The 19,033-nt window shown below is 47.0% G+C and carries 21 protein-coding genes and 1 other RNA gene; 19 read left to right on the top strand and 3 right to left on the bottom strand.

Features of this window, described 5'->3' with window-relative positions; all coding sequences use genetic code 11:
* Positions 1–13 precede the first annotated feature (13 nt).
* From OCV62_RS10635 to OCV62_RS10610, 6 genes are all read left to right on the top strand, one after another.
* Complete coding sequence (locus OCV62_RS10635) at positions 14–985, top strand: acyltransferase family protein (protein ID WP_262586571.1); 972 nt, start codon at positions 14–16, stop codon at positions 983–985.
* The gene (locus tag OCV62_RS10630; RefSeq protein ID WP_262586569.1) at positions 982–1,461 is read left to right on the top strand and encodes a GNAT family N-acetyltransferase; all 480 of its coding nucleotides are present in this window, start codon (positions 982–984) and stop codon (positions 1,459–1,461) included. Before OCV62_RS10635 ends, OCV62_RS10630 begins: the two co-directional genes overlap by 4 nt.
* A gap of 132 nt (positions 1,462–1,593) precedes the next feature.
* Positions 1,594–2,568: an SGNH/GDSL hydrolase family protein gene (locus OCV62_RS10625; protein ID WP_262586566.1), complete on the top strand. Its 975-nt coding sequence runs from the start codon at positions 1,594–1,596 to the stop codon at positions 2,566–2,568.
* Between the two features lie 192 nt (positions 2,569–2,760).
* Positions 2,761–3,000 carry a DUF6061 family protein gene (locus OCV62_RS10620; RefSeq protein WP_262586564.1) on the top strand — a complete coding sequence of 80 codons (240 nt, stop codon included), beginning with the start codon at positions 2,761–2,763 and terminating at the stop codon, positions 2,998–3,000.
* A 110-nt stretch (positions 3,001–3,110) separates the two neighbouring features.
* Positions 3,111–3,500 (top strand): tetratricopeptide repeat protein, encoded by a 390-nt coding sequence (locus tag OCV62_RS10615; RefSeq protein ID WP_262586562.1) that lies wholly within the window; start codon positions 3,111–3,113, stop codon positions 3,498–3,500.
* A 257-nt stretch (positions 3,501–3,757) separates the two neighbouring features.
* Positions 3,758–4,120: an MGMT family protein gene (locus tag OCV62_RS10610; protein ID WP_330667364.1), complete on the top strand. Its 363-nt coding sequence runs from the start codon at positions 3,758–3,760 to the stop codon at positions 4,118–4,120.
* Positions 4,121–4,193: 73 nt separating this feature from the next.
* Here OCV62_RS10610 and OCV62_RS18810 read toward each other — a convergent pair whose 3' ends face one another.
* From OCV62_RS18810 to ssrA, 3 genes are all read right to left on the bottom strand, one after another.
* Complete coding sequence (locus OCV62_RS18810; protein WP_465245355.1) at positions 4,194–4,385, bottom strand: hypothetical protein; 192 nt, start codon at positions 4,383–4,385, stop codon at positions 4,194–4,196.
* Positions 4,386–4,395: 10 nt separating this feature from the next.
* Positions 4,396–4,740 carry a P-loop nucleotide/nucleoside kinase family protein gene (locus tag OCV62_RS18805; protein ID WP_465245354.1) on the bottom strand — a complete coding sequence of 115 codons (345 nt, stop codon included), beginning with the start codon at positions 4,738–4,740 and terminating at the stop codon, positions 4,396–4,398.
* A 184-nt stretch (positions 4,741–4,924) separates the two neighbouring features.
* Positions 4,925–5,283, bottom strand: a transfer-messenger RNA (tmRNA) gene (ssrA, locus tag OCV62_RS10600).
* A 168-nt stretch (positions 5,284–5,451) separates the two neighbouring features.
* On the opposite strand from ssrA, the gene OCV62_RS10595 reads away from it, so the two are divergent.
* The 13 genes from OCV62_RS10595 to OCV62_RS10535 all read left to right on the top strand — a co-directional run bounded on the left by OCV62_RS10595 (position 5,452) and on the right by OCV62_RS10535 (position 18,999).
* On the top strand, positions 5,452–6,312 hold the full coding sequence (locus OCV62_RS10595) for a DUF368 domain-containing protein (protein ID WP_262586560.1): 861 nt from the start codon (positions 5,452–5,454) through the stop codon (positions 6,310–6,312).
* A 237-nt stretch (positions 6,313–6,549) separates the two neighbouring features.
* On the top strand, positions 6,550–6,957 hold the full coding sequence (locus OCV62_RS10590; protein ID WP_117959615.1) for a TFIIB-type zinc ribbon-containing protein: 408 nt from the start codon (positions 6,550–6,552) through the stop codon (positions 6,955–6,957).
* 7 nt (positions 6,958–6,964) lie between these two features.
* The gene (locus tag OCV62_RS10585) at positions 6,965–7,810 is read left to right on the top strand and encodes a DUF5685 family protein (protein ID WP_117959616.1); all 846 of its coding nucleotides are present in this window, start codon (positions 6,965–6,967) and stop codon (positions 7,808–7,810) included.
* On the top strand, positions 7,803–8,597 hold the full coding sequence (locus OCV62_RS10580) for a J domain-containing protein (RefSeq protein WP_262586558.1): 795 nt from the start codon (positions 7,803–7,805) through the stop codon (positions 8,595–8,597). Before OCV62_RS10585 ends, OCV62_RS10580 begins: the two co-directional genes overlap by 8 nt.
* Before the next feature lie 51 nt (positions 8,598–8,648).
* The gene (gene bilS / locus OCV62_RS10575; RefSeq protein WP_021915307.1) at positions 8,649–9,164 is read left to right on the top strand and encodes a flavodoxin family protein BilS; all 516 of its coding nucleotides are present in this window, start codon (positions 8,649–8,651) and stop codon (positions 9,162–9,164) included.
* Positions 9,165–9,310: 146 nt separating this feature from the next.
* Positions 9,311–10,666, top strand: a complete 1,356-nt coding sequence (locus OCV62_RS10570) for an MATE family efflux transporter (RefSeq protein WP_262586556.1) — start codon at positions 9,311–9,313, stop codon at positions 10,664–10,666.
* A gap of 174 nt (positions 10,667–10,840) precedes the next feature.
* Positions 10,841–11,518 (top strand): response regulator transcription factor, encoded by a 678-nt coding sequence (locus OCV62_RS10565; RefSeq protein WP_262586554.1) that lies wholly within the window; start codon positions 10,841–10,843, stop codon positions 11,516–11,518.
* Positions 11,511–13,049 (top strand): sensor histidine kinase, encoded by a 1,539-nt coding sequence (locus tag OCV62_RS10560; RefSeq protein ID WP_262586552.1) that lies wholly within the window; start codon positions 11,511–11,513, stop codon positions 13,047–13,049. The genes OCV62_RS10565 and OCV62_RS10560 overlap by 8 nt, the downstream gene beginning before the upstream one ends.
* A gap of 68 nt (positions 13,050–13,117) precedes the next feature.
* Complete coding sequence (gene efp / locus OCV62_RS10555) at positions 13,118–13,675, top strand: elongation factor P (protein ID WP_117959621.1); 558 nt, start codon at positions 13,118–13,120, stop codon at positions 13,673–13,675.
* A 482-nt stretch (positions 13,676–14,157) separates the two neighbouring features.
* Positions 14,158–14,445 carry a co-chaperone GroES gene (locus OCV62_RS10550; RefSeq protein ID WP_021914347.1) on the top strand — a complete coding sequence of 96 codons (288 nt, stop codon included), beginning with the start codon at positions 14,158–14,160 and terminating at the stop codon, positions 14,443–14,445.
* A 31-nt stretch (positions 14,446–14,476) separates the two neighbouring features.
* Positions 14,477–16,102, top strand: a complete 1,626-nt coding sequence (groL, locus tag OCV62_RS10545) for a chaperonin GroEL (protein WP_021914348.1) — start codon at positions 14,477–14,479, stop codon at positions 16,100–16,102.
* A gap of 374 nt (positions 16,103–16,476) precedes the next feature.
* Complete coding sequence (gene pta / locus OCV62_RS10540; protein ID WP_021914349.1) at positions 16,477–17,478, top strand: phosphate acetyltransferase; 1,002 nt, start codon at positions 16,477–16,479, stop codon at positions 17,476–17,478.
* 312 nt (positions 17,479–17,790) lie between these two features.
* Positions 17,791–18,999, top strand: coding sequence for an acetate/propionate family kinase (locus tag OCV62_RS10535; RefSeq protein ID WP_021914350.1), 1,209 nt, complete (start codon positions 17,791–17,793; stop codon positions 18,997–18,999).
* The last annotated feature ends 34 nt before the right edge of the window (positions 19,000–19,033 follow it).

The raw sequence follows: 19,033 nt of genomic DNA, 5'->3' as shown, positions 1-19,033 counted from the left end.
AAAGAAGAAAACAATGACTCAGAGAAAAGCTTTTCTTACGAAGGAACAGAGCCTGATGCTGCGCGGAATTGCCATTTTCCTGGTTCTGATTAGCCATTATGCAGTGTGGATTGGGGAGATATTTCACAGCGATCTGCTGGAATATGGGCTGGGCAGGTTCGGTGTTTACGGTGTGGATTTATTTTTTGCAGTGTCCGGCTACGGACTGGTCAAAAGTGTTGGAAAAAAGAGAATCAACGGAACATTTTTGTGGAAACGTTTTAAAACTGTCTATTTACCGTATCTTCTGATTGTGGGACTGATTGCGGTCTATGACGGTGGAATTTCGGGAATGACAGGATGGGTTTCGTTCCTGACCGGGGCAGAGTATTGGTATATCCGAAATATTCTGATCTTTTATCTGGCGTTTTACGTTGTTTACCGGCTTTCTGACAGATCGTGGGTGCGGATGCTTTTGATGGCACTCTGCCTGACGGCGTATTCCGGACTGCTGATCTGGCAGGGACGCGCGCTGTTCTGGTACATTTCCAATGTTACATTTTTGTTTGGAATGTTGCTTGCGCAGTACGAAAGGCAGCTGTTAAAGGCGGCGGGGTTTTTGTATCCGTTACAGCTTCTGGCACTGGCGGTCGGAATGTATTTTGTCGTCAAAACGGGGCTGGAAGGCTATACCGTGATCCATCCGCTGGAAGAAAAAATCCGCAGCGGTCTGCTTGCAGGGCTGATCTGGACGTATCTGATGGTGCAGGGCTGCGCATTTTTGCATGAGAAAATCCGGTGGTTGGAAGCAGTGGGCAGCTTTTCGCTGGAGCTGTATCTGTGCCATATGTTTGTGTTTTACCGCGTTGTCAATGACTGGCTGCCGCAGCAGGAAAATGTTGTGCAGATCGTGGCTGCCGCCACAATTGCAGTTGCGCTTGCCTGGGTAATCCATATGCTGTTTGATCTTTTATGGAAAGCAGCGGCTGCGCTGAGTGGGAGATGAGTGTGGAAGGAATTATGCTTACTTATCATAAAACAACAGAAGAAGAAAAATATGTGATTACGGAGTGGAAATATCCTGGAGAATATGCAGTGTATGATTCTACACCGTATGAGGAACAGAAAAAAAGAGGCTTTGGGTTTGCCAATCCTTCGAACCATTTTTACTCTTTTTATGACGAAATGGCGCTGGTCGGTTTTATCAATTTATACGAAGAGGAAACAGAAATCTTTTTCGGAATCGGCGTAAATCCTGACTGCTGCGGCGAAGGCTATGGGCAGCAGATGACGAAAACTGCCTGTGAAATATCGAAAGAACTGTTTGGAAAAAAGCCACTGTATCTGGAGGTCCGGACATGGAATAAAAGAGCGGTCAGCTGCTATCAAAAGGCGGGCTTTGTGATTAAAGGTGAGCCGATCCGTCAGACGACGTCAGCCGGGGAAGGTGTATTTTATCATATGGTGCAGGAGATGGAATAAGCTTCTGGGACAGATTTATGCCATAGCAACAAAATCGCTTTTGCTTTTCGTCGATATTTGGTATGATGGATATACAATGCAGAAGACATAAAAACCACCAGTCCTGCACTCAGGGCAGAAATGAGAGGGAGCATGAAAAAAAGAAATAAAAAAACGGCAAAAATTCTGGCTGTAGTTCTGGCGGCAGCGCTTGGGGTATGCGTGCCGGAGACGACGCTGCGGGCGGCAGAGACACTGACATCCGTACAGATTCAGATGCCGGGCTTTGTGGTGGAGCAGTTCAGTGCGCCGAGACTGATGAATGTGACAAAAAATGCTGTTGTTCGGACGCTGCCGGACAATAACGCAGCAAAGCTTACGTCCGTGACGGCAGGAAATACCGTTTGGGGCTGGGGCCAGACCAACACCGGTTGGTATTTTGTACAGGTTGGCAGCCAGATTGGCTATGTCCGCTATGAAGCGGCAACGTATGCGACGCAGGATCAGATCGCTGTAGCGCAGGCTCAGGCGGCCGCAGCAGCGCAACAAGCCGCAGCAGCGCAGGCTCAGGCGGCCCAGCAGGCGCAGATCGCGGCAGCAGCCGCAAATCAGCCGTCAGTGGCGGCAGGAATCGTCTTCATTGGGGATTCCCGGATGGTGACGCTCAAGGATGCGGTAGAGCGCAACTTGGGCAGCTGCGCGGCAGCAGTCGTTGCCAAAAACGGAAGCCGGCACGAATGGCTGCACGACACTGGGATCCCGCAGGCGGACAAGATCATCGGCAAAGGCAGCAGAGTTATCATCAACATGGGTGTCAACGATCTTTCCGATGCGGATAAATATGCAAAGGATGTCAATTACTGGGCGGCAGTCTGGAGTGCAAGGGGCGCGCAGATTTATTATGCGTCTGTCAATCCGGTCTGGGCAAACAGTTATGGGATGACGGAAGAACGCGTAAAATTGTTCAACGACCGCTTAAAAGGACAGCTGATTCCGCAGATTATCTGGCTGGACAGCCACGATTACCTGATGGGCGTCGGCGTCCATGCGTCGGACGGCGTACACTATAAGGACGATACCAATCTCGTACTGTATCAGTATTACCTGAGCATGATCGGCGCGATTTAAACAGTTATTTATAAAAAGGCGTGTGGAAACGATTGTTTAGTTTCACATGCCTTTTTTGTAAAACTGCCATATAATCGAAAATTATAGAGAAAAACACCTGTGTTTCACGTTCTAAAGGATAATTTTAGGACACATAATAATTTACCAACACAACCAGCTTATCTGTAATAAAACGGAAAGGATAAAAAAGCTATGAAATTTATATATGCTACATATAACCAACGCTGCAATAGCATTGATATAACCACTTTTGATAATATGCTTTTACGAATTGACTGTAATAAGGCAGAGGATGGATTGAAGACTACACCTAATTCACAGTGTGCATTGAATGCTCTTGCCATTGACACCCCTATGGAGTATGCCCGGTTGGTCCTGGATAACGAGATGCAGGCTTGGATGGATGCTGAAGATTGTTTAGATGTGTGGTAAATCAATCGTGAAAAATTTGGATGAATTAAGGATGAATATGTGGTAGAATAACCCATATGGTAGACTTGTTCAAAAGATTATCAAATCGGCATTTATGGAGGTATGAATATATGGCAGGTGCGTATTACAAACCTTGCAAGGAATTTGACATTTGCAATGAGCTGATTGAAAAGTATTGGGAAACAAAACAATATGACAAATGCTTTGAAGGTCATTTGGTATTGGCGGAGCAGGGCTATCCCCTTGCTGAATGTCAAATAGGCTATTTCTATTACGAGGGACTTGGTGTTGAAAAGGACTTGGAAAAAGCACTATATTGGACTCGCCGTGCCGCAGAGCATGGTGATAGAGATGGACAATACAATTTGGCAGAGTTTTATGAAGATGCAATCGGAGTGGAAAGAGATATCGAACAGGCTAAGCATTGGTATCGACTTGCTGCATTGCAAAACGATGATTTGGCAATCGAGAAATGCAAAGAACTTGGAATTGCATTGTAATTACGCATCGCAATATAATCAACAGTTCGTCAACTTCAAGTTTGTCGAACACATGAAAATTTGAAGTTTCGTAAGGATTTTTAAAACTGTCTCATTGTATGGTTTCGTTTATTAAGATATGATTGGCTTGGAGGTGATACATTATGGCAAATGAAGATAAAAAAGATTTTAATGCTATGCTTATGGATAGTAAGGATATGCCAAAAGTTTAAATCATAACAGATGAAAAGAGCATCGAAAAATATGGTGGAGATAAAATGTATTTTGCCCCACCTATTGACTACGACAAAGTAATGCAACTTGTACCTTGTGGAAAATTACTTACAGTAGGTACAATAAGGGAATTCTTTGCTAAACAAAATGGTGCTGATTTTACAGAGCCAATTACAGCTGGAATTTTTGTTTCGATAGTTGCATGGGCTAGTTATCAGCGTGCAGAAGATAAAACCCCTTATTGGAGAACATTAAATGCAAAGGGGGAATTAAATGCAAAGTATCCAGGAGGCGTTGAGGCACAAAAGGAGATGCTTGAAAAAGAGGGACATATCGTAATTCAAAAAGGTAGAACCAATATTAAGTATTATGTTAATGACTACGAAAAAGCATTATTTACATTGTAATAGATAATGTGAAATTTCCGAGTTTGTCAAAGCAACAGCTTTCGCCATTCTCTTTTCTACAAACTGGAATTGTCTAAAATAGTAAAGCCGTACCGCTTGCTATTTTTTCTTTTACTGCTGAAACAGTATCTTTGATTGAATGCGTAGTTGTATCTATAACATTTAATTCATAGATTCCTAAATTGGAAAATTGCTTCCACATTGTTTCAACTAATTCAATATTTGTTTCTCTGTCTAACTTTGAGCGTTCGATAGCTCGCTTCATAGTTTCTTCTTTACTTGCCCTTAAAACCGATATAGTGTACTTCATAATGCTCTTGAACAATGTTGAGCCACGGCTCTAAAAACCACGGTCCTACAATGCCATCTACAATTACATCATATCCACCACGAGCATATCGCTTCGCAGCTTCTAAAAACGCTTCAATGACAATCAAATTTTGCTCATTTGATTCTGGCAAATGCGGTGGTATTGCCCCTTTACTCAAATAATGATAAAAGTCATCTGTGTGCATATGCACAGACTTTTCCAAATCTGATTCTTTTGCAACAGCAGATGCCGTTGTAGTTTTTCCTGTCCCCGGCGCACCTGTGATTACAATAATTCTACCTTGATTCATCTATATTTTACCTCCACAACTTCAGATTTGTTAAATTCATATCCACATTATAGCAAAAAAATAACGACACTGTATATCACTTTCGTAACATACAATGTCGTTACTTTTATTTCCTTCGATACACTAAACAAAACATATTCCTGTATACGATAATATCATATACAGAGTTCGACTTGTTTAGCTTTAGTGGACTAGACGGGAGTCGAACCCGTGTCCAAAAGCCCATTCCCTGTCCTTCTACTATCATAGTCTGTCTATTTGCCGCCGGTCTTGCTCCGGCACGTTCCCTCCTGAATCCGGGAGCAGACACCCTGATCCATTCGGTAGCTTCATGATACGCCTGCAGGGACAAAGCTTAACCTGCATCGTTTCTCACATAGTTGATGCCCGGGTCTTAAAGTGTGAGTGCTCTAAGTCGGACAGCTGCCATTAGGCAGCGTATGCTAATTCGTTGTTAGCGTTTGTATTTAATTTGTGATTTGACGCATCACCTGCGGATAGCTTCTCCAGCTGCAAGACCCCTGTCGAAACCTTGACTAGCCCTTGATCAGAATTATTATAAAGGTTTACAGACGGCATGTCAATGCCTTTGCTGCTTCGATTTAACGCATATTTATACCTTTTTCCCCATAAAATAATATTACGAATGAAATGCTGCGTGTGAACTTGTAACGTTCCAGCAAGAATTGTTTGTACGGATCAGGAGGTCAGATGGCAAAAAAGAAAAGCAATCCGGAGTGCCGTCGCAGTTTGACAGACCGATCGGAGCTGCAAAAGTTTGTGCTGCATTTGCTGCAGGGCGCGATGATCGGGATCGGGGCAGTGCTTCCGGGAATTTCAGGCGGTGTTTTAAGCGTAGTGTTTGGCATTTACGAACCGATTATGGCATTTTTGTCAAACCCCAGGGAGGCACTTTCACAATACGGCAGACTTTTGCTTCCGGTGCTCTTGGGGGCAGCGGGCGGATTTTTGCTCTCTGCGCGTGCGATCGGATTTTTCCTGACACGCTATGAAGTTTTGTCGGTGTGCCTGTTTGTCGGGCTGATCGTCGGAATGCTGCCGTCGATGTTTCGGGAGGCAGGAGAAAAAGGAAGGAGCAGGTGGGATCTGTATACGCTGGCGGGGGCGTTTTTTACGGTGCTGATCCTTTTGAGTCTCGTGCGTCGGATCAGCGTTTCGATTCCGCAGGGGCTTTTTGGAAATCTGTTCTGCGGCTTTTGTGTGGCGCTCAGCATTATTGTGCCCGGAATGAGTTTTTCTGCACTTTTGATGCCGCTTGGGCTCTATACGCCGTTTATGGAAGACGTCGGAGCAGTGTACCTGCCTGCGGTTGTTCCGGCGGTGCTGAGCGCAGGCGTGACGATGGTGCTTCTGGCAAAACAGATCACGCGGCTTTTGGAACGACATTACTCGGTTGTGTTTCATGGGATCATCGGGATTGTTTTGGCGGCGACGCTGGTGATTGTGCCGTTTTCTGCGTTTGGAAATCCGAAAACGTCGGCAGTGAGCCTGCTTTGCCTGACGGCAGGCGCCGGGACTGCACTACTGTTTTCCATGCTGGAGGAAATGTAACGAGCGACGCTGTGGGGCGGCAGCCAGTTTTTTTCCGTATAGGAAGCGCAGCGTGCGGCGTATGTTGACTGAGGATGGGCGGTGCGCAGCATTGTGGAAAACGGGATGTCGAAGGAAAGTTTATCCTTTTTTAATATTTAATTCCCGACTGGTATATTGCATTTTGGGCGGAATGCAGTAAGATAGACTGGTATCAGAAGAGAAAGCCGCAAACCTGGCGGCGGAATGAGAGGCAGCATGAAAAACAATTGGAAAAATAAAATGATGCAGTTTATGCAGGGACGCTACGGGGCAGATCAGATGGGACAGATGCTTTCGGCAGTCAGCATGGTGTTTCTGATCATTTCCCTGTTTTCCAGAAATCAGGCATGGTTCTTGCTGGCGGTGATCGGAATCGTCTACAATTATTTCCGGATGTTTTCCAAAAATATTTCAAAGCGCTACGCGGAAAACCAGAAATATCTGAAGATGACGGCGGGAATCCGGAGAAAGCTTGCTTCCTGGAAATCCCAGCTTGCACAGCGCAAAATTTACCATATTTACAGATGCCCTGGCTGCAAACAGAAAATCCGTGTGCCCAGGGGGCGCGGCAAAATTGAAATCCGCTGTCCTAAATGCAATACCAGATTTGTAAAGAAGAGTTAAGAAGCCTATGTTTGGATATATTATCGTAAATAAACAAGAATTGAAATTTCGGGAATTTGACGTATATCAGTCCTATTATTGCGGGCTTTGCCAGAGCCTGAAAGAACGCTTCGGCAGACGCGGACAGCTGACGTTAAGCTACGACATGACGTTTGTTGCGCTGCTTTTGTCTGCGCTGTATGACGAGCCGGTGGAAAGCTCCACCTGCAAATGCGTGGCGCATCCGTTTGAAGCGCATGCGACGAGTCGGAGCGTGTTTACCGATTACGCGGCGGATATGAATCTATTACTGTCTTATTATAAATGTCTGGACGACTGGACGGACGAACGCAAATGGAAAGGGCGTCTGCGGGCGGCAGCGCTGCGCGGCCGTGACAAAATGGTGGAAGCGCGCTATCCGGAGAAAGCGGAGCATATTTATACCTTGTTGGAGCACATCCATCTGTACGAAAAGGCGCAGGAGCCTGACGTGGATCTGGCGAGCGGCTGTTTTGGCGAAATTATGGGCGAAATCCTCGCCTGTCGGAAGGATGAATGGGAAGACGACCTGCGCAGGATGGGATTTTTCCTCGGAAAGTTTATTTATCTGATGGATGCCTACGAGGATATGGAAAAGGACGAAAAAGACGGCAATTACAACGTATTTTTACTGCGCAGGAAGAAGCTTTCCGATGACGAAGCATTCGAACAGGAAGCCTATCAGATTCTGCAGATGATGATGGCGGAGTGCTCCAGAATATTTGAAAAGCTTCCGATACTGGAGCATGCGGAAATTTTACGCAACATCCTGTATTCCGGCGTATGGTGCCGTTATGAGATGATACAGAAAAAGAGGAAACAAAAGGATGCGTGACCCTTATCAGGTACTTGGCGTGTCTCAGGATGCGTCGGAGGAAGAAATCAAAAAGGCATATCGGAAACTGAGCCGGATGTATCATCCGGATGCCAATATCAACAATCCGAACAAGGCGCAGGCGGAAGAAAAATTTAAAGAAATCCAGCAGGCGTACCAGCAGATCATGAAGCAGCGCGAGCAGGGCAGCAGCCCTTACGGCAATCAGGGCTATGGCTACGGGAACAACGGCTATGGAAATGGCGGGAATGCACAGAATGGCTACGGAGGTTATAGTGATTTTGGCGGGTTCGATGATTTTTTCGGCGGCTTTGGCTTTGGCGGCTTTAGTTCAGCGGGCGGCTATGGACAGAATGGCTATGGACGGTCAAACGCCGGTGCGGATGACGAAGAATCCGTTTATTTCAGGGCTGCGCTTAACTATATCAGCAGTGGACATTATAAAGAAGCGTTGAATGTGCTGAACAATATTCCGCAGCACAGCGCGCAGTGGTATTATTACAGCTCCATCGCAAATCAGGGACTTGGAAATAATGCGGCGGCGCTGGAACAGGCGAAAAAGGCGACGGAGATGGAACCGCAGAACGCAGAATACGCAGGCTGGCGGCAGCGGATGGAGTCCGGCGGCAGCTGGTATACCGGACGACAGACGCAGTATGGTGGAATGCCGGTATCCAGTGGCAGCGGATTTTGCTGGAAGCTGTGTCTGGCAAACCTGATCTGCAACCTCTGCTGTGGAGGCGGGGGATTATGCTGCGGCGGTATGCCGGCAGGATATCATTTATGACAATAGAATGCTGCAGAGCGTGCATTCTATTGTTGAGAAAGGAGATACTTTATGCAGACAATTGTGATTTACTCCAGTCAGACAGGAAATACCAGAAAGCTTGCAACACAGATTTTTGCGGCGATTCCTGGCGATTCCAAGGACTTAAAAAATATTGACGAATATCGGGAAAAGGACGCGGAGCTTTATTTTGTCGGTTTTTGGGTGGATCGAGGCGACTGTGACGAAAAGACAGTAGAACTGCTTTCAGGTCTGCATGGCAAAAAGATCGCCCTGTTCGGAACCTGCGGGATGGGAAACGATCCTGCCTATTACCAGAAGGTGATCGACCGGGTAAAAACATGGATTCCGGAAGATAATGAATATATGGATGCATTTCTCTGCCAGGGTAAGATGCCGATTCAGGTGCGCAGACGCTACGAGGAAATGGCAAAGAGCGGACAAAATACCGAACAGATTCAGGCTATGATCCGAAATTTCGACCGGGCGATGCTGCATCCGGATCGGGCAGATGAGGCAGCGGCAGCAGATTTTGCGGTACAGGTCTGGAAACGGATCGGATCATGACGTGCAATCCAATGTGCAGCGCCGTTTGGTGCCACAAAATAGAAGGATCATTTTTTTACATGTAAAATGCAAAAATCCCCATTGCTTTTGAAATTGTCTGTGGTATATACTACACAGAGTAATTTACAAAGGGAAGGGGATTTTTTATGGTAAAGGATATGACAGAAGGCAAGCCCGGAAGACTGATTCTGGAATTTGCTATCCCTCTTTTACTGGGAAATTTATTCCAGCAGTTTTACAGTCTGGTGGATACTGCGATCGTTGGAAAGTTTCTGGGCGTGGATCAGCTGGCGGCGGTAGGCTCCACCGGCTCGATCAACTTTTTGATTATCGGGTTCTGTATGGGAATCTGCAGCGGTTTTGCGATTCCGATTGCGCAGAGGTTTGGAGCAAAGGACGAGAGCGGAATGCGCCGCTGTGTAGCCAACAGTGCATGGGTATCTGTGATCTTTGCAGTGGTGCTCACGATCGTGACGGTGCTTCTGTGCAGAAATATCCTGCAGTGGATGCGGACACCGGAAAATATCATCGACGATGCATGGATGTATATCGTCATCATTTTTGCGGGAATTCCTGTGACAATTCTCTACAATCTGACTTCAGCGATTATCCGTGCGATGGGAGATTCCAAAACACCGGTTTATTTTCTGGTGATGTCGGCACTGTTAAATATTGTACTCGATCTGTTCTGTATTCTGGTACTGAAAATGGGTGTTGCGGGCGCAGCGCTGGCAACCGTGATTTCTCAGGCAATTTCCGGTATCTGTTGTCTGGTCTATATGATCCGCAAATACGAGATTTTGCGGATGCAGGGAACAGAAGGAAAGGCTGACCCGGAACTGATGCTTCGTCTGGCAGGAATGGGTGTTCCGATGGGATTGCAGTATTCCGTTACGGCGATCGGCAGCGTTATTTTGCAGAGCGCGGTCAATACGCTCGGTTCCACTGCGGTTGCAGCGGTTACGGCTTCCGGAAGAATCAGCGGATTTTTCGTTTGCCCGTCCGATGCGCTGGGCGCAACGATGGCGACCTGGGCAGGGCAGAACATGGGCGCGAAGAAGCCGAAGCGAATCCGCGAAGGACTTCGGATGGCAAATATTTACGGGATCGTGTATGCACTTATTGCATTCGGTATCCTGGCAGTTGCCGGTAAGTATATGGCGCTTTTATTTGTGGACGGAACCGATCCGGAGCTGATGGACCGGATTCAGCAGATGCTTCTGATCAACAGCGGAAGCTATACGTTCCTGATTCTTGTCAACAACGTCCGCTTCCTGATTCAGGGAATCGGCTTCAGCACGCTGGCCATTTTCTCCGGCGTGAGTGAAATGATCGCCCGCGGTATCGCAGGCGTCGTGCTTGTTCCGGTGTTCGGATTTCTGGGCGTGTGCTTTGCAAACCCGCTGGCATGGCTGTTTGCAGATCTGTTCCTGATTCCGGCGTATCTGTATGTTATGCGGCGGGTGGAAGATTTCTTTGCCGGAAAACGGGAGCATCTGTAAGCGGTTTGGGGATACCTGTACAAAGGTCAAACAACCTCCTGTAAACAAGCTTACATCGGAGTTCTGACTTTTTGCCCTTGGTATCGCAAGTTCACATTTCTGACATATTTTTCTGCTACACTGCGGATAGATGAGTGATGATGGTTGCCGCGCTGCGGCAGATGAGGAGGATATATGGACAGACAGAAGATTCTTGTGGTAGACGATGAGAACAGAATGCGCAAACTCGTAAAAGACTTTTTGCAGAGAGAAAATTTTGAGGTACTGGAAGCAGGAGACGGAAGCGAGGCACTGGATGTCTTTTTTGCCCATCAGGATATCGCTCTGATGATTCTGGATGTGATGATGCCGAAGATGGACGGCTGGCAGGTATGCCGGGAGATCAGATCCTATTCCAAAGTGCCGATTATCATGCTGACGGCGAGAAGCGATGAAAAGGATGAACTGCAGGGCTTTGATCTGGGCGTGGATGAATACATTTCCAAGCCGTTCAGCCCGAAGATTCTGGTAGCGAGAGTAGAGGCGATTCTGCGCCGCACCGGCAAAAGCGCACAGGAAAATGAGGTGCTGGACGTTGGAGGAATCCATCTGGACAAAGCGGCGCATATGGTGGAGATCGACGGCAGGAATGTTGATTTAAGCTATAAGGAATTCGAACTGCTGACCTATTTTATGGAAAACAGAGGAATCGCTCTTTCAAGAGAAAAGATACTGAATAACGTATGGAATTATGACTATTTCGGCGATGCCCGCACGATCGACACACATGTAAAAAAGCTGCGCAGCAAGCTGGGAGATAAAGGCGAACTGATCAAGACGATCTGGGGAATGGGGTATAAGCTCGATGCATAAAAAAGAGAAAAAGACCGCAAAGCGGACGTCCATCCGCAAACAGTTTGCAGGGATTTTTATCGGTTTGATGGCGGGGACGATTCTGCTTTGCTGGTTTTTAAACAGCGGGTTTTTGCAGAAATATTATATCTCGAATAAAAAAGCAGTTCTGATGCGGATGTATGAGGAACTGGGAGAGGCGGTCGCAAACGACGAGATTGATACGGACGAATATCAGCTTTCTCTCCAGCAGCAGTGCTCGAAGTATAATTTGTCTCTGCTCGTGCTTAATGCGAATTCCGAGGTGGTTGCGGACTCCGGCGGCGGTTCTGAATTTTTGAAGCAGCAGCTTTTACAGCATCTGTTTGCATTAAGCGGCGAGAAGTACGAGATTATGGAAAACGGCAATAATTATATTGTCGCACGCGTTTCAGACAGTCGGGCGCAAATGGAATATATAGAAAGCTGGGGCATTCTGACGGGCGGATACTTTTTTATTGTAAGAAGTGCGCTGGAAGGAATCCGGGACAGTGCGAAAATTGCGAATACGTTCCTTGCAAGCGTCGGTATTTTCTCAGCAATTATCAGCGGTATTGTGATCTGGATTGTTTCCCGCAGGGTGACGACGCCGATTCTTCAGCTGGCGGACATTTCGGAACGAATGTGCCATCTGGATTTTGAAGCCCGTTACAGCGGAAACAGCAAAAACGAAATCGGCATTCTCGGCGAGAATATCAATCAGCTTTCCGATACGCTGGAGCATACGATTTCAGAGTTGAAAACGGCGAACAATGAATTAAAAAAGGACATCCAGAAAAAAGAAGAGATCGACCAGATGCGTCGGGAGTTTCTGTCGAACGTTTCCCATGAGTTAAAAACGCCGATCGCACTGATCCAGGGCTATGCGGAGGGACTTTTGGAGGACGTCAATTCCGATCCGGAGAGCCGGAAATTTTACTGCGACGTCATTGTGGACGAAGCGGCGAAGATGAACAACATGGTCAAAAAGCTTCTGACGCTCAACCAGCTCGAATCCGGCAACGATGTTGTTTCGATGGAGCGCTTTGATATCACGGCACTTGTGCACAATTATCTGCAGTCCGCAGATCTTCTTGCGAAGCAGAACGGCATTTTCGTCCATATGGATCAGACGAAGGAGATCTATGTCTGGGGCGATGAATTCAAGATCGAAGAAGTCCTGATGAACTATTTTTCCAATGCAGTCAACCATTGCGAAAAAGAAAAGGTTGTCGAGGTAAAGATCGAGGAAATGGACGGACATGCCAGAGTTTCGGTGTTCAATACCGGTATGCCGATCCCGGAGGATTCCCTGCCGCATCTGTGGGAGAAGTTTTACAAGGTGGACAAGGCGAGAACGAGGGAATACGGCGGAAGCGGTATCGGACTGTCGATCGTCAAGGCAATTATGGAGTCGATGAACCAGAAATACGGCGTAATCAATTACGAAAACGGCGTTAGGTTCTGGTTTGAACTGGAGCTTGCCGGGGAAGAATCGGAGATTACCCCTGCAATTTCTGAAAAAAACAGTTGAAATATGAGGTTTTTTAGGATACACTTGTATAGTATTGAAACCGTGATTATTTAGGAGGAAGATTTTATATGATTTCTGCAGGTGATTTCAGAAACGGCGTTACCATTGAGTTTGAGGGCAATATTTACCAGATTATTGAGTTCCAGCACGTTAAACCTGGTAAAGGCGCTGCTTTCGTTAGAACCAAGTTAAAGAATATTAAGAGCGGCGGTGTTGTTGAGAAGACTTTCCGTCCTACTGAGAAATGTCCTACTGCCCGTATCGAGAGAAGAGATATGCAGTACCTGTACAACGACGGCGATCTGTATACTTTCATGGATATGGAAACCTATGACCAGATCTCTCTGAACCAGGATGCCATCGGCGATGCTCTGAAGTTCGTAAAAGAGAATGAAGTCTGCAAGATCTGTTCTCATAACGGCAGCGTATTCGCAGTGGAGCCCCCTCTGTTCGTAGAGCTGGCAATTACTGAGACCGAGCCTGGCTTCAAGGGCGATACCGCTACTGGCGCAAATAAGCCTGCTACCGTTGAGACCGGCGCACAGGTTTATGTACCGCTGTTCGTAAACGAAGGCGATGTCATCAAGATCGACACCAGAACCGGTGAATATCTGTCCAGAGTATAAATTCTGGCAATATTGGACAGACTGGTTTATCGACAGGCTGCAGCTTCTTTATACAGGAAGCAGCTTTCGAAATCTGAAACAATAGAATGCATGTTCTACGAACTTTCTGTTGTCAGGAATGGAAAATACAGGGCGCATGGAAAAGGGTAACAGCTTTTGCATGTGCCTTTTTGTGTATAGAATTTTTGCGTATAAGAAATGAAATTGCCCATACGATGCAAAATACTCTGTGGGGATCCTGCTGCGGCAGAGTGAAATTCTAAAAAAAGTATGAAATTCCACTTTCATAAACCTGATATGAAAATGAAAGAAATAACGAGAAAATAAAAGAAAATAAAAGAAAATAGAACATGAACGGCGCTCAGCTGTGTTGCATAATCGACCGAAGAAACATAATATACATATAGTGTTTAGCACTCAGGACAAATGAGTGCTAACAGTAAATACGAAAGTATGAATTTTCATATAAGGAGGCAGTTATCATGAAGTTAGTACCGTTAGGTGACAGAGTTGTATTAAAGCAGCTGGTTGCAGAAGAGACAACCAAATCCGGAATTGTTCTTCCTGGACAGAATAAAGAGAAGCCCCAGCAGGCAGAAGTCATTGCAGTTGGCCCCGGCGGAGTGGTGGACGGCAAAGAAGTGAAAATGGAAGTTAAGGTTGGCGATCAGGTCATTTACTCCAAGTACGCAGGTACTGATGTGAAACTGGATGACGAAGAATATATCGTTGTAAAGCAGTCAGACATTCTGGCAGTAATCGAAGCGTAAGTTTAAACTTGAATTAGGAGGCTGATTTATTATGGCAAAGGAAATTAAATACGGCGCAGAAGCGCGTGCAGCACTGGAAGCCGGCGTTGATAAGCTGGCAAATACCGTCAGAGTAACCCTTGGACCCAAGGGACGTAACGTAGCACTGGATAAATCCTACGGTGCTCCGCTGATCACCAACGATGGTGTGACCATCGCAAAAGAGATCGAGCTGGAAGATGCATTCGAGAACATGGGTGCACAGCTGGTAAAAGAAGTTGCAACAAAGACCAATGACGTTGCAGGTGACGGCACCACAACCGCAACTGTTCTGGCACAGGCAATGATCGGCGCTGGCATGAGCAACCTGGCAGCAGGTGCAAATCCGATCATTTTAAGAAAAGGTATGCAGAAGGCAACCGAGTGTGCCGTAGATTCCATTCAGAAGATGAGCCAGAAGGTCAACGGTAAGAACCACATTGCAAGAGTTGCAGCGATTTCTGCAGCAAGCGATGAAGTTGGTCAGATGGTTGCAGATGCGATGGAAAAGGTTTCCAACGATGGCGTTATCACTATCGAGGAAAGCAAGACCATGAAGACAGAGCTGGATCTGGTAGAAGGTATGCAGTTTGACAGAGGTTATATCTCTGCATACATGGCTACTGATATGGATAAGATGGAAGCAGTTCTGGACAATCCGTATATCCTGATTACCGATAAGAAGATTTCTAACATTCAGGAGATCCTGCCTTTACTGGAGCAGATCGTTCAATCCGGCGCAAAGCTGCTGATCATCGCTGAGGATGTAGAGGGCGAGGCTCTGACCACCCTGATCGTTAACAAGCTGCGCGGCACTTTCAATGTAGTAGCTGTTAAAGCGCCTGGCTATGGCGACAGAAGAAAGGCTATGCTGGAGGATATTGCAATCCTGACCGGCGGACAGGTGATCAGCTCCGAACTCGGTCTGGAATTAAAAGAGACCACAATGGATATGCTCGGCCGTGCAAAATCTGTTAAGGTTCAGAAAGAGAACACCATCATTGTTGACGGGGAAGGTGACAAGGCTGCAATCGCAGCGAGAGTTGCACAGATCAAGAAGCAGATCGAAGAGACCACTTCTGATTTCGACAGAGAAAAGCTGCAGGAGAGACTTGCCAAGCTGGCTGGCGGCGTAGCAGTGATCCGTGTCGGCGCTGCAACGGAAACCGAGATGAAAGAAGCAAAACTGCGTATGGAAGACGCTCTGGCAGCTACCCGTGCAGCAGTAGAAGAAGGTATCATCGCAGGCGGCGGTTCTGCATATATCCACGCTGCAAAGGATGTAGAAGCTTTGGCAAATACACTGGAAGGCGATGAGAAGACCGGCGCGAAGATTGTACTGAAGGCTCTGGAAGCTCCTCTGTACTATATCGCAGCAAACGCAGGCCTGGAAGGCAGCGTTATCATCAACAAGGTAAAAGAGTCCCCGATCGGCTTCGGTTTTGATGCCCTGAATGAGACTTATGTAAATATGATCGACGCAGGTATTCTGGACCCTGCAAAGGTTACCAGAAGCGCTCTGCAGAACGCAACCAGCGTTGCAAGCACATTGCTGACAACCGAATCCGTTGTTGCAAGCATTAAGGAAGACACTCCTGCAATGCCCGCCGGCGGTGCAGGCGGCATGGGTATGATGTAAGCTGCACAAACTTTTATAAGAAACATGAAAAACTGCTGCCGGCAGGTTTTGCCGGCGGCAGTTTTTTGTGTCCGGAGCTGGTTTGCCCAGTTCGCCCGCGTCACATCATTCGCAAAAAACGCAGCTTCGTAGCTTTTTCGCTGCTGCGCGGCTCCTTTTTGCTCATGAAATGGCGCTCCCTTCGTAGAGCTCTATAAGCATCTTTTCATGCAAGCATGAAATCTGCTTGTGGAGATCTACGAGTGAACTGTGTCCTTCATTTTATACAAAGATTTGAGAAATTTGCCTTGTCTCGAATGGGGAAAATGTTATAATTTATCTATCAGACATCGAGAACGAAAACGTGAAAATCAGAAAATGAAAGGAGAAGCAGAATGTCTTATATTGACATCATCAAAGAAAAAGCCAGATCGGACAGAAAGACGATCGTACTTCCGGAGACGAATGACAAGAGAACGCTGATCGCAGCATCCCATATTATCGAAGAGGGGATTGCCAACATTATTATGGTTGGCAATGAAGAAAAGATCATGGATGGTGCAGGATGGCTGGAAGTTGATCTGACCGGTGTGCGCGTGATCGATCCTACGAAATGTGAGAAGTTGGACGAATACGTTCAGTTATTATACGAAACGAGAAAGCATAAGGGAATGACGCCCGAAAAGGCACGTCAGATTCTGCTGACCGATAACATGACCTTTGGTGTTATCATGGTAAAAGCAAATGATGCAGATGGAATGGTGGCGGGTGCATGCCATGCAACCGCAGATACCCTGCGTCCGGCGCTGCAGATTTTAAAGACCGCACCCGGTGTAAAGCTGGTATCCGGTTTCTTTATTCTGGATGTACCCAACTGTGAATACGGCGAGCACGGTACGTTCCTGTTTGCAGATTGTGGCCTGAATCAGGATCCGACCGCTGAAGAGCTTGCAGCGATTGCAGACACCAGTGCAAAGAGCTTTAAGACCCTTGTCGGCGCAAAACCGATTATCGCGATGCTGTCCCATTCCACCAAGGGAAGCGCAAAGCATCCTCTGGTAGATAAGGTTGTAAAAGCGGTAGAAATTGCACACGAACAGTATCCCGGACTGACATTGGACGGTGAACTGCAGACTGACGCAGCGATTGTGCCCTCTGTTGCAAAATCCAAAGCGCCTGGCAGCGAAGTTGCAGGTAAGGCAAACGTTCTGATCTTCCCGAACCTGGACTGCGGCAATATCGGCTACAAGCTGGTACAGAGACTGGCAAAGGCGGAAGCCTATGGGCCAATGCTGCAGGGTATTGCAAAGCCCGTAAACGACCTGTCCAGAGGCTGTTCCTGGGAAGACATCGTCGGAGTAGTAGCATTAACTGCTGTTCAGGCACAGCTCATGTAACGCGCGCAAGTGAGTCAGCATGCTTGCATGATTGAAGAACGGCGAAGTTACCGAGTGAGCTATGCTCACGACATAATTGATACAATAGAAAAATAAACGCCGCCCGTATAGGGCGGCATTTGTTTTTTTGCATCATTAACGAACGGGCAGCCTGCGCAGCAGGAAGTAAAGTGTGCCGGTGCGAGCCCGTGAGTCTAACAGCCTGCTGGGAATAAAATTGTGCAAACCGTCTCGGTTTTAGTTGTAAATTGGGATGGTTTTTGTTATTATGGAGAGGTGAGATTCAAATAACACGAACGGGGGTATACAAAAATGAAAATTCTTGTCATAAATTGCGGAAGTTCTTCGCTGAAATTCCAGTTAATCGATTCGGAAACAGAAGAATTGACAGCGAAAGGATTATGTGAGAGAATTGGTATCGCTGGCAGCCGGATCAGCTACACACTGACCGGTCATGAAAAGCGTAAATGGGACGCTCCGATGGCAGATCATAAGGATGCTGTCCGTCTGATGCTGCAGACACTGACGAATCCGGAAGACGGCGCGGTAAAAGAACTGTCCGAGATCGGTGCAGTCGGACACCGTGTTGTACACGGCGGCGAGCATTTTTCAGAAGCAACCCTGATCACACCGCAGGTAAAAGAAGCGATTATGGAATGTACCGTACTGGCGCCTCTTCATAATCCGGCGAACCTGCAGGGAATTGAAGATTGTGAGTTACAGCTGCCGGGTGTTCCTCAGGTAGCGGTATTTGATACTGCCTTTCATCAGACGATGGATGAAGAGGCTTATTTATATGCGATTCCTTACCGTTATTACAAACAGTTTGGAATCAGAAGATACGGTTTCCACGGCACGAGCCACCAGTACGTTTCCAGACGTGCGGCGGATATCCTGGGCAAGCCGTATGAATCGTTAAAACTGATTATCTGCCACCTTGGAAACGGTGCGTCCGTATCTGCGATCAAGGACGGCAGATGTATAGATACCTCCATGGGACTGACTCCGCTGGAAGGTCTGATTATGGGCACCAGAAGCGGTGATGTAGATCCGGGTGTACTGGAAATGATGGCAGGTAAGGATGGTAAGAACATCCACGAAGTAGTGAGAATTTTGAACAAGGAATCCGGTGTGCTTGGACTTTCAGATGGTTTTTCCTCTGATTTCAGAGATCTGGAAGACGCTTATCTGGAAGGAAATAATCCGGCTGCGACAAGGGCGATCAAAGCGTTTGTCCTTCGGGTTGCAAAATATATCGGTGCATATGCGGCAGAATTAAATGGTGCGGATGCGATCTGCTTTACAGCGGGAATCGGCGAAAACAGCCCGGTTATCCGTGAGCTGATCTGCAGCCCGTATCTGGAACATCTTGGCGTAGAGCTGGATAAGGAAGCCAACAATATCCGGGGCAAGGAGAGAATCGTTTCGACGCCATCTGCAAAGACCAAAGTGCTCGTGATTCCGACAAATGAAGAACTGGAGATCGCCAGACATACCCTTGCGATTGTAAAGGGCAAATAAGGCGTCCAGTCAGAAAATAAAGGACGGGATCAGG

It is taken from the genome of Gallintestinimicrobium propionicum, from assembly GCF_025567525.1.
Taxonomy (GTDB): Bacteria; Bacillota; Clostridia; order Lachnospirales; family Lachnospiraceae; genus Gallintestinimicrobium; species Gallintestinimicrobium propionicum.
This window is presented reverse-complemented; position numbering and strand designations above follow the sequence as displayed.

Excerpts from the sequence above, each read along its gene's own strand:
- groL (WP_021914348.1), top strand. The coding sequence starts at position 14,477 with ATGGCAAAGGAAATTAAATACGGCGCAGAAGCGCGTGCAGCACTGGAA.
- OCV62_RS10615 (WP_262586562.1), top strand. The coding sequence starts at position 3,111 with ATGGCAGGTGCGTATTACAAACCTTGCAAGGAATTTGACATTTGCAAT.
- OCV62_RS10630 (WP_262586569.1), top strand. The coding sequence starts at position 982 with ATGAGTGTGGAAGGAATTATGCTTACTTATCATAAAACAACAGAAGAA.
- OCV62_RS10635 (WP_262586571.1), top strand. The coding sequence starts at position 14 with ATGACTCAGAGAAAAGCTTTTCTTACGAAGGAACAGAGCCTGATGCTG.
- efp (WP_117959621.1), top strand. The coding sequence starts at position 13,118 with ATGATTTCTGCAGGTGATTTCAGAAACGGCGTTACCATTGAGTTTGAG.
- OCV62_RS10535 (WP_021914350.1), top strand. The coding sequence starts at position 17,791 with ATGAAAATTCTTGTCATAAATTGCGGAAGTTCTTCGCTGAAATTCCAG.
- OCV62_RS10565 (WP_262586554.1), top strand. The coding sequence starts at position 10,841 with ATGGACAGACAGAAGATTCTTGTGGTAGACGATGAGAACAGAATGCGC.
- OCV62_RS10550 (WP_021914347.1), top strand. The coding sequence starts at position 14,158 with ATGAAGTTAGTACCGTTAGGTGACAGAGTTGTATTAAAGCAGCTGGTT.
- OCV62_RS10595 (WP_262586560.1), top strand. The coding sequence starts at position 5,452 with ATGGCAAAAAAGAAAAGCAATCCGGAGTGCCGTCGCAGTTTGACAGAC.
- OCV62_RS18805 (WP_465245354.1), bottom strand. The coding sequence starts at position 4,740 with ATGAATCAAGGTAGAATTATTGTAATCACAGGTGCGCCGGGGACAGGA.
- pta (WP_021914349.1), top strand. The coding sequence starts at position 16,477 with ATGTCTTATATTGACATCATCAAAGAAAAAGCCAGATCGGACAGAAAG.
- OCV62_RS10590 (WP_117959615.1), top strand. The coding sequence starts at position 6,550 with ATGAAAAACAATTGGAAAAATAAAATGATGCAGTTTATGCAGGGACGC.
- bilS (WP_021915307.1), top strand. The coding sequence starts at position 8,649 with ATGCAGACAATTGTGATTTACTCCAGTCAGACAGGAAATACCAGAAAG.
- OCV62_RS10620 (WP_262586564.1), top strand. The coding sequence starts at position 2,761 with ATGAAATTTATATATGCTACATATAACCAACGCTGCAATAGCATTGAT.
- OCV62_RS10625 (WP_262586566.1), top strand. The coding sequence starts at position 1,594 with ATGAAAAAAAGAAATAAAAAAACGGCAAAAATTCTGGCTGTAGTTCTG.
- OCV62_RS10585 (WP_117959616.1), top strand. The coding sequence starts at position 6,965 with ATGTTTGGATATATTATCGTAAATAAACAAGAATTGAAATTTCGGGAA.
- OCV62_RS18810 (WP_465245355.1), bottom strand. The coding sequence starts at position 4,385 with ATGAAGCGAGCTATCGAACGCTCAAAGTTAGACAGAGAAACAAATATT.
- OCV62_RS10580 (WP_262586558.1), top strand. The coding sequence starts at position 7,803 with ATGCGTGACCCTTATCAGGTACTTGGCGTGTCTCAGGATGCGTCGGAG.
- OCV62_RS10610 (WP_330667364.1), top strand. The coding sequence starts at position 3,758 with ATGTATTTTGCCCCACCTATTGACTACGACAAAGTAATGCAACTTGTA.
- OCV62_RS10570 (WP_262586556.1), top strand. The coding sequence starts at position 9,311 with ATGGTAAAGGATATGACAGAAGGCAAGCCCGGAAGACTGATTCTGGAA.
- OCV62_RS10560 (WP_262586552.1), top strand. The coding sequence starts at position 11,511 with ATGCATAAAAAAGAGAAAAAGACCGCAAAGCGGACGTCCATCCGCAAA.